We start from the raw sequence: 15751 nt of genomic DNA on the forward strand, positions 1-15751 counted from the left end.
CCGCTGACCACGGACTTTACGAGCAGGGTCCCAGACCTTTACCGAGTCTTTAGGGCGTTGGTCCGGTTTTAGTTTGCCTGCGGCAACCAACTGTCTCTATCGTTGCCCTAAGCAACAACATAGGAGGTGCCGTGGCCGCGCAACGTCATTACGAGGAGCTGGCCCGACAGCTCAGCGCCATCGGTGCCGTGAAGCGTGGCCTCGGAAGAGGTCTTCCGCACGACTGCCCGGCAGGGTCCGCCGCCGTACTCATCCTGCTCGACCGGCACGGAGAGATGCGGATGAGCAGGCTCGCCGAGCTGCTCGCCGTGGACATGTCGGTGACAAGTCGCCACGTGGCCCATGTCGCCGAGAGGGAGTGGATCCAGCGGGATCCCGACCCCGCCGACAAGCGCTCCCGGATCCTGCGCCTCACCCCCGGGGGCAAGGCCAAGGTCAACGAGCTGTCCGACCTGTCCATCAGGACCCTCACCCACTACTTGCATGACTGGTCAGACGACGAGGTCGTCCAGCTCAGCACGCTGCTCGCGCGACTGCGCGACAGCTTCGGGGACTGCCGTGCGGCTTCGGCCCGGCTCCCCGTCGAAGAGACCACCCGTACACCCGCGTAACGAAGAGGAAGCCCATGGCAACAACCACACCATCCGGTGTGCGGGGCAGCCACGCCAAGCACGGAGCGTCGCACGACGAGAACGCCCCGATGACACACCGGCAGATCATGGAGGCCCTTTCCGGCCTGCTGCTCGGCATGTTCGTCGCGATCCTGTCGTCGACGATCGTCTCCAACGCCCTGCCCGAAATCATCGGCGACCTGGGCGGCGGACAGTCCGCCTACACCTGGGTCGTCACCGCTTCGCTCCTGGCGATGACGGCGACCACGCCCCTGTGGGGCAAGCTGTCGGACCTCTTCAGCAAGAAGGCCCTGGTCCAGATAGCCCTGATCATCTACGTGGGCGGTTCGATCGTCGCGGGTCTCTCGCAGAGCCCCGAGATGCTGATCGCCTGCCGTGTCGTGCAGGGCATCGGCGTGGGCGGTCTCTCCGCCCTCGCGCAGATCGTGATGGCCGCGATGATCTCGCCGCGCGAGCGCGGCCGTTACTCCGGCTACCTCGGCGCGACCTTCGCCGTCGCCACCGTCGGCGGTCCGCTGCTCGGCGGTGTCATCACCGACACGTCGTGGCTCGGCTGGCGCTGGTGCTTCTACGTCGGCGTGCCCTTCGCGATCATCGCCCTGATCGTCCTGCAGAAGACCCTGAAGCTCCCCGTCGTGAAGCGGGACGTCAAGGTCGACTGGGGCGGCGCCTTCTTCATCACGGCGGCCGTCTGCCTGCTCCTGGTCTGGGTGACCTTCGCGGGCGACAAGTACGACTGGATGTCCTGGCAGACCGGCGCCATGGTCGGCGGTTCGATCGTCCTCGGCCTGCTCTTCCTGCTCGTCGAGTCCAAGGCGAGCGAGCCGATCATCCCGCTGCGGCTCTTCCGCAACCGCACCATCACCCTCGCCTCCCTCGCCTCGCTCTTCGTGGGTGTCGGCATGTTCGCGGGCACGGTGTTCTTCAGCCAGTACTTCCAGCTGGCGCGCGACAAGTCGCCGACGATGTCCGGTGTCATGACGATCCCGATGATCGGTGGCCTGTTCATCTCCTCGACGGTGTCGGGCCAGATCATCACCAAGACCGGCAAGTGGAAGGTCTGGCTGGTCGCCGGCGGTGCGCTCCTGACCGCGGGTCTCGGCCTGCTCGGCACGATGCGCTACGACACCGAGTACTGGCACATCGCGATCTTCATGGCCCTGATGGGTCTGGGCATCGGCATGATGATGCAGAACCTCGTGCTCGCCACGCAGAACCAGGTCGCTCCCGAGGACCTCGGCTCCGCGAGCTCGGTCGTCACCTTCTTCCGTTCCCTCGGTGGCGCCATGGGCGTCTCGGCGCTCGGCGCCGTGATGGCGACCCGCATCACCGACTATGTGAAGGACGGCCTGGCCGACCTCGGCCCGAAGGCCGCGCAGGCGGGTCACGGCGGCACGGGCGGCGGCGGCATCCCGGACCTGGACAAGCTCCCGGCCCCGTTCCGCACGGTCATGGAGAGCGCCTACGGGCACGGCATCGCCGACGTCTTCCTGATCGCGGCCCCGCTGGCCTTCCTCGCTTTCCTGATCACGATCTTCATCAAGGAGGTCCCGTTGCGTACGTCCGGTGCGCTGGCCCAGGCCGCCGAGTCCTCGGACTCCCCCGTGGCCGCCCCCTCGAACACCGCGGCCACCGCGGCCACCGAGGAGCAGCCGGTCCTCGCCTCCGTCGGCGCGCACACCGAAGCGGGTCCCGACGGCACGCAGAAGCTCGCCGCGCTGGCCTCGTCGGCCACCGGTGACGCCCCGCCGCAGATCACCGGCGGCACTCCGGTCCACGGCTTCGTCCGCGGCGCCGAGAGCACTCCGGTCCCGCGGGCCGCGGTCACGCTGATCTCCCTCGGGGGACGCCAGCTCGGCCGTGCGGTCGCGCAGGCCGACGGTTCCTACGCGGTCGACGCTCCCGGTGCGGGCTCGTACGTGCTGATCGCTTCGGCCGACGGTTTCCAGCCGCAGGCCTCCACGGTCGTCGTCTCCGACGAGGCGCTCACGTACGACATCCTGCTGAGCGGCACGAGCGGCCTCAGCGGTGTGGTGCGGGCCTCCGACGGCAAGCTGCCGGTCTCGGGCGCGATGGTCATCGTGACCGACGTGCGCGGCGACGTCCTGGCCACCGGGATCACCGGTGAGCAGGGCGAGTTCACCTTCGCCGAGCTGGTCCCCGGCCAGGTCACCATCGCGGTGAACGCCGCGGGGCACCGCCCGATGGCGCTGCCCGTCGAGGTCGGCGCGGTCGGCGTCACCCGGGTCGAGGTCGAGCTGAACGCCGGTTCGCAGGTGCTCGGCACCGTGCGCGCCAAGGGCGGTCCGCTGAACGACGCCCGCGTCACGCTGGTGGACGCGGCGGGCAACGTCGTGGCCTCCGCCACCACCGGGTCGGACGGCGCGTACGCCTTCACCGACCTGGACAGCGGCGAGTACACGGTCATCGCGACCGGTTACCCGCCGGTGGCGACGGGCCTCACCGTCACCGGTGAGGGCGTCGGCGACCACGACATCGAACTCGCCCACCCGGGCGAGTAGTCGACCCCGGCCCGTGCGCGCGCTTCGAGCGGATGAGCGCGCACGGGCCGGTTGTGGAAAGGGCCCCCGGGTTGGCGGTGACGTACACGGCAGGGGACGGCCGTGTCACCGCCGCCGGGGGCCGCACTCTTTTTGAGCTTGGCAAGGAGAAAACGGGATGGGACTCAGCGCTCGGATCCGCACACGTGACGGGTGGGCGGTATCGCACGCGGTCGTCACCCTCACCGACATGACCGGTACGCAGGTGCTGCGGGCCGCGGCGGACGGGGAGGGAGCCGTGCGCGACGCGACGGCCCTGCCTCCGGGCCCGTACACCGTCATCGTCACCGCGGTCGGCTACGCCCCCGTGGCCTCGACCGCGCTCGTCACGGCGAGCGGCCGCGCCGAGGTCGGCAACATCGTCCTCGCCCGGCAGGGCGGCACGGAGCTGCCGCCGCCCGGGCCGTGGACCATCGACCCGGCGCACTCGACCGTGGGCGCGACCGCGCAGCACCTGGGGATCACCAGCGTGCACGGCCGGTTCACCGAGTTCGGCGGGCGGGTGGAGATCGCCGAGGACGTGGAGAAGTCGCGCGTCGAGGCGGTCATCAGGTCGGCGTCCATCGACACTGGCAACGGCATGCGGGACGGCCACCTGAAGTCGCCCGACTTCCTGGACGTCGACCAGTACCCGGAGCTCACCTTCAGCTCCACCGGCCTCACGCCCGCCGGCCCTGACCGCTGGACGGTCCACGGCGAGCTGGGCATGCACGGTGTCGTACGCCCGGTCGACCTGGACCTGAGCTACCTCGGCACCGGCGCGGATCCCTGGGGCGGGACCCGGGCGGCGTTCCGCGCCACGGCGGAACTGCGCCGCGAGGACTTCGCCATGAACTACAACCAGGTGGTCCAGGCGGGCATCTCGGCCATCGGCACGACGCTCAGGGTGGAACTGGACATCCAGACGGTCCAGGGGGATGCGCTGCCGCAGGTCTAGGGGGCCGGGCGGGGCGGGTGCCGGGGCCGGGTGCGGTGCTGGTCCGTCTGTGGGTGCGGGGCCGCGCCGGTATGTCCGCCGGCACGTCCCCTCGCGTCTCGCTGCCGACTGCGGGCAATCGGGCGGGTGGGCGGGAGAGGCACGTTCCCTCGCGCCGCCCCGGCGTAGGGTGCGAGCCATGGCACCGAACATCGCGACCAACACCACCGTGTCCCTCGATGAGTTGCTGGACTTCGTTCGCCCGCGCCACCGCGCGGTCCTGCTCACCGCCCGTGGCGACGGAACCCCGCAGGGATCCCCCCTGACCTGCGGGGTCGACGACTCCGGGCGGATCGTGGTGTCCACCTACCCGGAGCGGGCCAAGACGCGGAACGCCAAGCGGAATCCGCAGGTCAGCATCATGGTGCTGAGCGACGAGTGGAACGGGCCCTGGGTGCAGATCGACGGGACGGCGGAGGTCATCGACTCCCCGGAGTCGGTGGAGCCCCTCGTCGAGTACTTCCGGAACATCTCGGGCGAGCACCCGGACTGGGACGAGTACCGCGAGGCGATGGTGAAGCAGGGCAAGTCCATCATCCGGATCACCCCGGAGCGGTGGGGCCCGGTGGCCACGGGCGGTTTCCCCGCGGCGAAGGCGTAGCCGCCCGCTAGAGCATCGCCTCGATGCCCGCCACAAGCAGGTCGAGCGCGACCTTGAAGTCCAGCTCCCACATCTCCTCGACCGTGGTCCCGCCCCGCGCCTCCAGCATGTCGGAGGCGCTGTGCAGGGTCTTCTCCACCTCCGGGTGGTCATGGACCGCGCCCATGGCCTCCTTGAAGTACTCCCCGGGAGTGAGCCCCGCCGCCGCGCACCGCGCGATGTAGTGGCCCTGCACGGTGCCGAACCCGTAGACGAACTGGAAGACGGCGGCGATGGCCCCGGCCTGCTTCTCCGCCGGCAGGCCGGTCCTGCGCACCACCTCCTGCACGGTCAGGGCGAACTTGAGCCAGTTCGGACCGATGTTGAGGAAGTTGCCGACCAGCGGTGACACCCAGGCGTGCCGGACCAGCAGCCCCCGGTACTCCTCGGCCAGTTCACGCAGCACCTCGCGCCACCGTTCGGCCGTGACCGCGTCGGCGTCCGGCAGGGCCATCTCCCCGGCGGCCGCGTCCAGGGCCAGTTCGAGGAGGTCGTCCTTGGTGTCGACGTACCAGTACACGGACATCGCCGTGACGTTCAGGTCCGCGGCGAGGCGGCGCATGGAGAACTTGGCGAGGCCCTCCTCGTCCAGGAGGCGGACCGTGGCCTCGGTGATGCGCTCACGGTCCAGGCCCGACGGCTGATCGCTCCTGCGGCCCGCGCCGTTCCGGGGGGCCTTGCCCTCCAGCCAGACGCTGGTCCGCGCGGGGCGCTTCGCGCGATCGGCTGCCTTCGCCATGGCGCACCTTTCTGGTCCTGAGCTCTTGTACCGATACCGGTCGTCCGGGGCGGGCGACAGACCGGAATTGGCCAGTCCGCCACCCACCCGCCGATGCTATGCGGACGCCGCGGCCGGGTCCGCCTTGGCAGAGTCTGCCCTCTCCGCGCGCTTCAGCAACGCGGCCGCCAGCATGCCCCCGAGCAGCACGGCCACCGCGCCCACCAGCTGACTGGTCTCCAGACCCGAGGAGAAGGCGTCGGAGATCTTCGCGCGTTCGGCGTCCGACCCCGCCGCGGCAAGCGCGGCGGGCAGCGAGACCGCGGAGACGGTGACGAGCGAGGCGAACCGTGAGTTCAGGACAGCGCCGAGGACGGCGACGCCCAGACCGTTGCCGAACTCCGCGAGCGTGCCGTTGACGCCCGCGCCCACGCCCGCCTTCTCCGGCGGGATGGCGCTCATGATCGCGTTGGCCATGGCGGGCATGGCGAGCGCGATGCCCGCGCCCATCACGATGAGACCGGCCAGCATCCCGGCGTAGTTGTCACCGCCGAGCACGGCGATCGCGGCGAGGCCCGCGGAGAGCAGGCTCATGCCGATGGCGATCGTCGCGGGGGTGCTCGTCCTCTTCAGGAGGCGTGCGCCCAGGCCGGTGAGGTTGAGCGCGACGACGGTGACCGCGAGCGGCGCCGTCCGCAGGCCCGCCTCCAACGGCTCGTAGCCGAGCACGAACTGGAGGTGCTGGGTGAGCAGGAACAGCGAGCCGCCCATGCCGAAGGCGACCAGGATGGCGCCCGCGACGGCGCCGATGAACTTCTGGTTGCGGAAGAAGTGCATGTCCAGCATCGGATACGGGATGCGCAGCTCCCAGACGACGAAGATGCCGAGGACGACCACGCCCACCGCGGCCGCGACGAGCACCTGCGTCGACGTCCAGCCGTGTTCGGGGCCGGAGATGATCGCGTACACGACCGAGGCCATGCCGATGGTGGAGAGCAGCGCGCCGAGCAGGTCGGGGCGATCGCCCTGCGGGTTCTTGGACTCGGGGACGAGCTTGACCACGGCGGCCAGCGCGACGATCACGACGGGGATGTTGATGAGGAAGATCGCGCCCCACCAGAAGTGGTTGAGCATGACGCCGCCCATCAGCGGGCCGAGCGCGAAGCCGAGGGAGTTGACGGTCGACCAGAGGCCGATCGCCCTCATCCGCTCGGTGTCGTCGAAGATCTGCACGACCACCGCGAGCGTGGTGGTGATCAGGAGCGCGCCGCCGATGCCCATCCCGGCCCGCGCGGCGATGAGCTGCGCCGAGGACTGGGCGAGGCCCGCGACCAGCGAGCCGATACCGAAGAGGGCGAGGCCCGCGGTGAGCATCTTCTTGCGGCCGTAGCGGTCGGACGCGCTGCCCGCGGTGAGCAGCAGGCCGGACTGGACGAGCGAGTAGGCGTTGATCATCCACTGGATGTCGGCCGTGGACGCGTCCAGTTCCTTGGTGAGGGAGGGGATGGCGACGTTCAGGACGGTGTTGTCCAGGAGGACGGTGAGCTGGGCGAGGCAGATGACGCCGAGGATCAGCCAGCGCTGGGGGTGCCCTTGCTGGGCGGTGGGGGTTCCGGCGGTCGTCGTTGCCGTCATACCCTCTCCTTACTACTACTTATACGGTGTACGAGTGGTCAGCGATGTACACCGTAGAGCATCTCCTGTACGCCGTACAAGACGATTTTCGGCAGGCGTGCGTGAGGGGCCGGCCGCAGGGTGCGGCCGGCCCCTCGTACGACGGGGTGCGTCAGCTCTTCGGCTGGGTCAGGTCGTAGAAGGTCGCGCTGCCGACCGTGACCTTCTTGAAGGTGTCCTGCACCCAGGAACTGATCTTGGAGCCGGTGCCGCTGTCGCCGCCCATGCCGCCTCCCATGACACCGCCCGAGATGAAGTAGTGGATCTTCCCGTCCTCGACGTACTGCTTGAACTGCGCGAGGGTCGGGGACGGGTCGCTGCCGTTGAAGCCGCCGATGGCCATCACTGGGTCGCCGGTGGCGAGTTGGTAGCTCGCGGCGTTCTGCGAGCCGATGGCCGCCGCCGACCAGGTGTAGTCCCCGGCGTCCGTCTCCAGGAGCTTCTTCGCCTTGGCGCTGACCTGGGCGCCGTCGAGGAGGCCGCCCATGCCGCCGCCTCCGCCCATGCCGCCGCGCTCACCGGTACGGGCACCCTGCTGCTGGCCTTGCCTCCCCTGCTTCCCCAGCTGGGACTGGCCGTTCTGGCCCGGAGGCCGGCCCATGCCGCCGCCGTTCTGGCCGCCGGTCGGGGGCTGCATGGCGTTGCCGCCCTGCCTGCCGTTCTGGCCGCCCTGCTGGCCGTTCTGGCCGGGCGGCTGCATCCCACCGCCTCCGCCACCGCCAGGGCCACCGCCCCCGCCGGGACCGCCGCCCATCCGCCCCGCCGAAGCCGGGCCCGCGGTCACGATCGACCCGGTGTGCGCGCTGTTCACGGTGGAGAGGGTGTACGCGACCGGCCCCGCCACGGACGCGGCGAAGCTCAGGCCCACCGCCACGAGCGCCAGTTGCCGCCCGAGACGGGCCGCAATCAGCAGCCCGAGTGCGCCCACGAGGCCGCCGATCAGCACCGCCCAGCGCAGCCACGGCAGGTAGTCGGGGGTCCGGCCGAGCAGGACGTACCCCCACCACGCCGTGCCCGCGACGGCCGCGCCCAGCAGCGCGCCCGCCCACCACTTGGCCCGCTCCTCCCACAGGACCGTGGCACCCATGCCGATCAGCGCCGCGATGTAGGGGGCGAGGGCGATCGTGTAGTACTGGTGGAAGATCCCCGCCATGAAGCTGAAGACGGCCGCCGTCATCAGGAGCGCGCTGCCCCACGCCACGAACGCCGCACGCACGGTGTCCGTCCTGCGGGCCTTCCCGGTGAGGACGATGCCGCCGACGAGCAGGATCAGCGCGGCCGGGATCAGCCAGGAGATCTGGCTGCCGACCTCGGAGTTGAACATCCGCCCGAGCCCGGTCTCGCCCCACTGGCTGCCGCCTCCGCCGCCACCGGGGCCGCCCCCGCCGCCGACACTGCCGGTCTCGTCGCCGCTGATGCGGCCGAGACCGTTGTAGCCGAAGGTCAGCTCAAGGAAGGAGTTGTTCTGCGAGCCGCCGATGTACGGACGTGAGGACGCGGGCCACAGCTCCACGATCGCGACCCACCAGCCGCCCGCGACGACCATCGCGAGCCCGGAGAGGGCGAGCTGGCCGAAGCGCTTGCGCAGCCGCACCGGTGCGCACACCGCGTACAGGACCGCCAGCGGCGGCAGGATCAGGAACGCCTGCAGCGTCTTGGCCAGGAAGGCGAGACCGACCGCGACGCCTGCCCACACCAGCCACTTGGTGCGGCCGTGCTCCAGGGCGCGCAGGACGCAGTACACGGTGACGGTCATCAGGAGCGCGAGCAGCGCGTCCGGGTTGTTGAACCGGAACATCAGCGCCGCGACGGGTGTCAGCGCGAGCACCGCGCCCGCGATGAGCCCGGCCGCCGGGCTGAAGCGGCGGCGCACGGCGGCGTACAGGACACCGACCGTCGCGACGCCCATGAGCACCTGCGGGACGAGCACCGCCCACGAGTTGAGCCCGAAGACGCGTACGGACAGGGCCATCGGCCAGAGCGCGGCCGGGGGCTTGTCGACGGTGATCGCGTTGCCCGCGTCGAGCGAGCCGAAGAACATCGCCTTCCAGCTCTGGCTGCCCGCCTGGACGGCCGCGGAGTAGAAGGAGTTGGCGTAGCCGGAGGCGCTGAGGTTCCAGAGGTAGAGGACGGCGGTCGCGAGCAGCAGGCCCAGGAAGGCGGGTCGCGCCCAGCGCGGGTCGTCGGGGCGGCCGCGCCAGGCACGGGCGGGCAAGCCGCCCGCCGCGGCCCGTCGGTGGCCCGCGCCCTCGTGGGGCGGTGCGGCCGGTGGCGGGGACGCCGGATGCGCCGGGTGATCGGGGTGAATGGTCGTCATCGCGCGTTCCTCGGGTCGTGGGTGTCCGCGGCTGCGGTGACGCGGAACTGCTGTTCTTCGTGCGGGAGTTGCTCGTAACGGAGCACGGGGGCCGCCGCGGCGTCCCGCCGCTCGGGGAAGACCCAGGCCCGCAGGAGCAGGAACCGCAGGACCGTCGCCGCGAGGTTGGCGGCTATCAGCACGGCGAGTTCCGTGGAGTGCGACGGGTCCCCGGAAGCCGCGCCGAGTGCGGCCAGCGAGCCGCTGGTCAGGGCGAGGCCGATGCCGAACACCACGAGTCCCTGTGCCTGGTGGCGCATCGCACGGTCCCGGCCGCGCACCCCGAAGGTCAGGCGCCGGTTGGCCGCCGTGTTGGCGACCGCCGAGACGAGCAGGGCGAGCGCGTTGGCCACCTGCGAGCCCGAGAACGTACGGAAGCCGGAGTACAGGAGCAGGTAGAAGAGCGTGGAGAGCGCGCCGACCACGCAGAAGCCGACCAGCTGGCGGGCGAGGCCGCCCGGTACGCCGGTCAGCTGCCGGTCGCGCGGGTCGTCCCCGAAGGGGCGCGCGAGGCGGTCGAGCGGGAGCGCGCCGATCGCGAGGGCGCGCCCGACCCGCCACACCCCCTTGAGGTCGTCCGTGGCCGTCCTGACCAGGTGGACCGTGGAGTCCGGGTCGTCGACCCAGTCGACCGGCACCTCGTGGATGCGCAGGCCCGCGCGCTCGGCCAGCACCAGCATCTCGGTGTCGAAGAACCACCCCGTGTCCTCGACCAGCGGGAGCAGCACCCCCGCCACGTCCCCCCTGATCGCCTTGAACCCGCACTGGGCGTCCGAGAAGCGGGCCTGGAGGGAGCCGCGCAGGATGAGGTTGTAGCTGCGCGAGATGAACTCCCGCTTGGGGCCGCGCACCACCCGCGAGCTGCGGGAGAGGCGGGAGCCGATCGCCAGGTCCGAGTGGCCGGAGATCAGCGGCGCCACCAGCGGGAGCAGCGCGTTGAGGTCGGTGGACAGGTCGACGTCCATATAGGCGAGGACCGGGGCGTCCGAGGCGGACCACACGGCGCGCAGGGCCCGCCCGCGCCCCTTCTGCTCGAGGCGTGTGTAGTGGACCTCTTCGCTCGCCACGGCGAGCTGCGCCGCCACCTCGGGGGTGCGGTCCGTGGACGCGTTGTCCGCGATGGTGATGCGGAAGGGGTAGGGGAAGGTGCGTACGAGATGGTCGTGCAGGCGCCGCACACACGGCTGAAGGTCCTTCTCCTCGTTGTAGACGGGGATCACGATGTCCAGGACGGGCACATCGCGCCGCCCGGCGGGGAGGTGGGCCCGCGCCGGCAGAGGGACCGAGCAAGCGCCGCCCGGGAAAGAGTCGGTTTGCATGACACCGACATTCGCCAAGTGGTCTGTCAGGGCTGTGTGGTGAGCCTGTGGCCCGCCTGTGAGCCGTTCCCGACATCGCTTCCGGCGCCGCTGACCTGGCCCGCCGCATCGTCGGACACGGCGGGCAGCGTCACCGTGAACACGGTCCGGCCCGGCACGCTGTCCACCGTCACACCGCCGCCGTGTGCCGTGACGATGGCCTGTACGAGGGCGAGACCGAGCCCGGTGGACCCGGCGTTGCGGGAGCGTGATGCGTCGCCGCGGGCGAAGCGCTCGAAGACGTGGGGGAGGAGGGCGGGGGCGATGCCGGGGCCGTTGTCCTCGACCTCCAGGCAGACGCCGGTACCGGCCCGCCGCACGCGGGCGGTGACCTTCGTGCCCGGTGGGGTGTGCGTACGCGCGTTGGCGAGGAGGTTGACGACGACCTGCTGGAGGCGGGGCGCGTCGGCGAGGACGAGCGCGGGCTCGTCCGGCAGTTCCAGGGCCCAGTGGTGCTCCGGTCCTGCGGCCCGCGCGTCGCTCACGGTGTCCACGACCAGCGGTGAGAGATCAGTGCTCCGATACGAGAGCGGCGGTCTGGCCCCGGGGCGGGGGCTGTCGCGCCCCTCGTCCAGACGGGCGAGCAGCAGCAGGTCCTCCACGAGCCCCGTCATGCGCTGCGCCTCGGACTCGATCCGGCCGAGGGCGTGGCGCGTATCAGGACCGGCCGACTCCCGCCCCCGGCGTGTCAGTTCGGCATAGCCGCGGATCGACGCCAGCGGCGTACGCAGCTCATGGCTGGCGTCCGCGACGAACTGGCGTACCCGCGTCTCGCTCTCCTGGCGCGCGTGCAGCGCGGAGTGCACATGGTCGAGCATCCGGTTGAGCGCGGCGCCCACCTGCCCGACCTCCGTGTTCGGCGCCGTGTCGGGGACGCGTTCGTACAGCGTCACCTCGCCGCTGTGCAGAGGGAGTTCGGATACCCGCGTCGCGGTCGCCGCCACCCGGCGCAGCGGGCGCAGCGCGACGCCGACCATGGCCGCGCCGGCGAGCGAGGCGGCGACCAGGCCCGCGGCGGTGACGCTGACCTCGACGATGATCAACGTACTGAGGGTGTTCCGCACCTTGGCCGTGGGGATGCCGACGAGGAAGTCGCCGTGGGGCCCTGTCGCGTACTCCACGCGGTACTCGCCGCGGCCGGGGATGTCGGCGTTGTGCGGGTGCCCGTCACGCGGCACGGAGCCGAGCGCGGCGGACTGCGCCGCGTCGAGCCGGTCGGTCTTCGGCTCGAAGGTCCCGCTTTCGGGCTCGTTGCTGACCAGGGCCTGGCCGACCGAGCCGTCGTCCTTGACGACGGCCCCGATGGTGCCGACCTCCTGCGGCCCCTTGGAGACGAACCGCAGCGGATCGCCCGCATCATCGGTCATGCCGCCGGGGACGTCCTCACCCGGCTTGGGCAGCGGCCCGCCTTTCGCCCGCATCGCCACCGTGTCGAGCGTGCCGTCCAGCTGTTGGTACAGGTGCGAGCTCAGCGCGATGGTCGTCACCGTGCCGATCACCGCGCAGACGACGGCGATCAGCGCCACCGCCGAGACGACGAGCCGCGTCCGCAGCGACCGCGGCTGCCGTCTCCGCTTCATGAGGCGGCGGCCACCTCGGTCGAGGGCGCGGCCTTGATCAGGTATCCGGCGCCACGCCGGGTGTGGATCATCGGCTCACGTCCCGCGTCGATCTTCCTGCGGAGGTACGAGATGTAGAGCTCGACGACGTTGGCCTGGCCCCCGAAGTCGTAGTTCCACACGCGGTCCAGGATCTGCGCCTTGCTGAGCACGCGCCGCGGGTTGCGCATCAGGAAGCGCAGGAGCTCGAACTCGGTGGCGGTGAGGTGGATGGAGTCCCCGCCGCGCGTCACCTCGTGGCTGTCCTCGTCGAGGGTGAGGTCCCCGACGGCGAGCACGGATTCGCTGCGCCGGTCGGAGGCGCCCGCCCTACGGATGAGCCCGCGCAGGCGCGCGACGACTTCCTCCAGGCTGAAGGGCTTGGTCACGTAGTCGTCGCCCCCGGCGGTGAGCCCGGCGATCCGGTCCTCGACGGCGTCCTTGGCCGTCAGGAACAGCACCGGCACGTCGGGCAGCTCGCGGCGCAGCCGTCCGAGCACGGCGAGGCCGTCCATGTCGGGCAGCATCATGTCGAGCACCACGGCGTCGGGCCGGAAGGCACGGGCGGCGCGCACCGCACCGGCGCCGTCCCCCGCGCTGCGGATCTGCCAGCCCTCGTAGCGCAGGGCCATGGAGAGCAGCTCCGTGAGCGACACCTCGTCGTCGACGACGAGCACGCGGACGGGGCTACCGTCCGCCCTGAGCAGTTCGGTACGCCCCTGGGGCGAGGTCGTAGTCATGACCGACAGCGTGCTCCGCGGCCCTGAGAGTGCTCTTGCCGGAACCTGTGAATTCCCTGAGAAACGCCGTCCGGGCGCGGCTAGTCGCGGCTACCCGGCAGCCCGAAGAGTCCGGCCGCGTTCCCGTGACAGACCGCGCGCAGCCAGTCGTCCCCCAGACCGAGCCGCTCCAGGGCGTGCAGCTGATGGACGTACGCGTACGGGATGTTGGGAAAGTCCGATCCCAGCAGGATCCGGTCCCCCAGATCGGCGAGCCGCGGCAGCTCGGCGCGCGGGAACGGCGCGAGCCCCTCGGAGAAGTCGGTGAACATCAGGGTCGTGTCCAGCCTGACCTCGCCGTACCGCTCGGCGATGTCGAGAAAGTCGGCGTACTCCGGCATCCCCATGTGCGCCACGACGAGCCGCAGCCGGGGGTGGCTCGCGAGCAGCCGCCCGATGGGCTCGGGCCCGGTGTGCTTGCCCGGCGCGGGCCCCGACCCGCAGTGCACCACGATCGGGATGCCGGCCTCGGCGAGCAGCCCCCATACAGGCGTCAGCGCGGGGTCATTCGGGTCGTAACCCCCCACCTGGACATGGGACTTGAAGATCCGGGCCCCGGAATCGACGGCGTCGCGCACATACGCCTCGACTCCCGGCTCGGGGAAGAAGGTCGCCGTGTGCAGACAGCCGTCCGTCCGGCGGGCGAAGCCGACGGCCCAGCCGTTGAGCCACTCCGCCATGCCCGGCTTGTGCGGGTAGATCATCGACGTGAAGGCGAGGACGCCGAACTCCCGCAGCAGCGCGAGCCGTTGCGCCTCCTCGTGCCGGTAGGCGATGGGCCACTTCACGCCGGTCAGCGGACCGGCGGAGTCGAAGTAGTCCCACACCTTGGCGAGGACGCGCTCGGGCATGAAGTGCGTGTGCACGTCGATGAGTCCGGGCAGCCCGAGCCGCTCCCAGAAGTCACGGACGGCCCTGGCCTCCCGTTCCCCGACACCGCCTGCGGCCGTCTCGGCGTCACCCCCGCACATGGTCGTCCCTCCGCTCGAAACCATGGCTGCGCTCCACCTTGGCCACGTGGACGACGTACTTCTCGTACCACTCGCCGCGCCCGCGCTTCTGGGCCGTGCGGTGCTCGGCGTCGCCGCGCCACCGCTTGATCGCGTCCTCGTCCCGGAAGTACCCGACGGTGATGCCGAGACCGCCGGGCGTCCGCGCGGAGTCCATCCCCAGGAAGCCGGGCACGGAGGCGACGAGCTCGTCCATGCGGGCGCCGGTCGCGTCGTAGCCGTCGTCGTCCAGGGCTTGGGCTTGATGCTGTTCCTCGCCTTGGTGACCGTCTCCGGCCTCGGTCCTCAGTGAGGTGAACACGACGGCGTAGTAAGGGGGTTCGAACGGGGGGACAGGCGTGACGGACTGATCACTCATGTCCCCAGACTCAGTCGTGCCCTGCCCGCCTGTCCACCCTCTCCCCGCCTTCATTGCCGTACGGGCAGCCAGTCTTGACCCTCCGGTCAGCTTCGGCGCCACGAGGCGCCACGAGGCATCTCGGAGCCCGCGGGCTTTACGGGATGCACAGGATTCCCGGGATTCAGAAGAGCCCGCCCTGAACAGCGGGCACCTCCCGCACAGGAACGGTCGTACGCGCCGTCTCCCGCGCCCCGTCGAGCCGCCAGCCCCGCAGCAGCCGGCTGTCCAGGACGATCAGCCGCCCGCCGTCGTCGAGGTAGACGTCGGGTCCGGCCACGGCGACGAGATCCCCCAGCACCGCCCCGCCGTCGACGAGCTCGGTCACGGCGAACCCGCCGGCACCCGCGAGACGCTCCACCCCGAAGACCTCACCGTGGTCCACCACACCGTGGTCCGCGACACCCTGGTCCACCACACCGTGGCCCCCCAGCGCGACCCGCTCCAGCGACTCGGGCCACCCCTCCAACGCGAGGGCGAAGCCATGCATCCGCTCCAGCTCCAGCCGCCGCTCGTCCGCACCCGGCAGAGTGGCCCGCACGGCCCGCTTCCTGGCGTACGAGATCCGGTCCGGCACCCCGAGCGCGACCCGCAGCAGCTCCTCGGCCCGCCGCGCGGCCATCAAGGGTCCATGGCCCAGCCAGACGAAGGCCACCGCCCCCTGTTCGAGGAGCCGGGCCGGGCCGCGCTCCTCGCGGGTGATCCCGACCTTCACCATCCCGGCGCCGAACCACGCGAGGTAGACGCGGTAGGTCCGCGGATCGTCGGCGATGGTGTCCGCGGCCACCGAGTGCGCCCGGTCCAGCCGCGCGCACTCCGCACACCGGGCTTGCGTCGCCCGCCCCGGCACGGCGGCGCCGACCGGACAGGGGTTCCCCCGCGCACCCACGCACTCCCGCCGGCCGACGGCCCGGAACCCCACGCGCCGCCCCACGACCAGCGGGCTGACGTCCCCCCGCTCCCACACGAGCACGGGCCGTTCACTGTCCGCCCAGCTCAGCCCCGCACTGCGCCACTCCATGGGACCAGTCTCGCGCAGCCGCCCCACCGCG

13 protein-coding genes are annotated in these 15751 nt (G+C 71.2%); 4 read left to right on the plus strand and 9 right to left on the minus strand.

Annotated elements, in window-relative coordinates; all coding sequences use genetic code 11:
• Positions 1–131 precede the first annotated feature (131 nt).
• The 4 genes from AB0E78_RS05600 to AB0E78_RS05615 all read left to right on the plus strand — a co-directional run bounded on the left by AB0E78_RS05600 (position 132) and on the right by AB0E78_RS05615 (position 4770).
• Positions 132–611: a MarR family transcriptional regulator gene (locus tag AB0E78_RS05600; RefSeq protein WP_361828720.1), complete on the plus strand. Its 480-nt coding sequence runs from the start codon at positions 132–134 to the stop codon at positions 609–611.
• 14 nt (positions 612–625) lie between these two features.
• The gene (locus AB0E78_RS05605; RefSeq protein ID WP_361828721.1) at positions 626–3154 is read left to right on the plus strand and encodes an MFS transporter; all 2529 of its coding nucleotides are present in this window, start codon (positions 626–628) and stop codon (positions 3152–3154) included.
• Positions 3155–3311: 157 nt separating this feature from the next.
• Positions 3312–4130: a YceI family protein gene (locus AB0E78_RS05610; RefSeq protein ID WP_361828722.1), complete on the plus strand. Its 819-nt coding sequence runs from the start codon at positions 3312–3314 to the stop codon at positions 4128–4130.
• A gap of 178 nt (positions 4131–4308) precedes the next feature.
• Positions 4309–4770 (plus strand): PPOX class F420-dependent oxidoreductase, encoded by a 462-nt coding sequence (locus tag AB0E78_RS05615; RefSeq protein WP_361828724.1) that lies wholly within the window; start codon positions 4309–4311, stop codon positions 4768–4770.
• Positions 4771–4777: 7 nt separating this feature from the next.
• Here the strand turns inward: AB0E78_RS05615 and AB0E78_RS05620 are convergent, their stop codons facing one another.
• The 9 genes from AB0E78_RS05620 to AB0E78_RS05660 form a co-directional block, all read right to left on the minus strand.
• Complete coding sequence (locus tag AB0E78_RS05620) at positions 4778–5548, minus strand: TetR/AcrR family transcriptional regulator C-terminal domain-containing protein (RefSeq protein ID WP_361828726.1); 771 nt, start codon at positions 5546–5548, stop codon at positions 4778–4780.
• Between the two features lie 96 nt (positions 5549–5644).
• Positions 5645–7162, minus strand: coding sequence for an MFS transporter (locus tag AB0E78_RS05625; RefSeq protein WP_361828728.1), 1518 nt, complete (start codon positions 7160–7162; stop codon positions 5645–5647).
• Positions 7163–7313: 151 nt separating this feature from the next.
• On the minus strand, positions 7314–9518 hold the full coding sequence (locus AB0E78_RS05630) for a glycosyltransferase family 39 protein (RefSeq protein ID WP_361828729.1): 2205 nt from the start codon (positions 9516–9518) through the stop codon (positions 7314–7316).
• Positions 9515–10876 (minus strand): bifunctional glycosyltransferase family 2/GtrA family protein, encoded by a 1362-nt coding sequence (locus AB0E78_RS05635; RefSeq protein ID WP_361828731.1) that lies wholly within the window; start codon positions 10874–10876, stop codon positions 9515–9517. Before AB0E78_RS05635 ends, AB0E78_RS05630 begins: the two co-directional genes overlap by 4 nt.
• A gap of 26 nt (positions 10877–10902) precedes the next feature.
• Positions 10903–12495, minus strand: a complete 1593-nt coding sequence (locus AB0E78_RS05640) for a HAMP domain-containing sensor histidine kinase (RefSeq protein ID WP_361828732.1) — start codon at positions 12493–12495, stop codon at positions 10903–10905.
• Entirely contained in the window at positions 12492–13253 is a 762-nt protein-coding gene (locus tag AB0E78_RS05645; protein ID WP_361828734.1) for a response regulator transcription factor, read from the minus strand. Before AB0E78_RS05645 ends, AB0E78_RS05640 begins: the two co-directional genes overlap by 4 nt.
• A gap of 80 nt (positions 13254–13333) precedes the next feature.
• The gene (locus tag AB0E78_RS05650; protein WP_361829515.1) at positions 13334–14263 is read right to left on the minus strand and encodes an amidohydrolase family protein; all 930 of its coding nucleotides are present in this window, start codon (positions 14261–14263) and stop codon (positions 13334–13336) included.
• Complete coding sequence (locus AB0E78_RS05655) at positions 14250–14660, minus strand: antibiotic biosynthesis monooxygenase (protein ID WP_361828736.1); 411 nt, start codon at positions 14658–14660, stop codon at positions 14250–14252. Before AB0E78_RS05655 ends, AB0E78_RS05650 begins: the two co-directional genes overlap by 14 nt.
• A gap of 163 nt (positions 14661–14823) precedes the next feature.
• Positions 14824–15720, minus strand: coding sequence for a DUF2797 domain-containing protein (locus AB0E78_RS05660; protein ID WP_361828738.1), 897 nt, complete (start codon positions 15718–15720; stop codon positions 14824–14826).
• Positions 15721–15751: the final 31 nt, after the last annotated feature.

This window comes from Streptomyces sp. NPDC032198 (genome assembly GCF_040636975.1).
GTDB lineage: Bacteria > Actinomycetota > Actinomycetes > Streptomycetales > Streptomycetaceae > Streptomyces.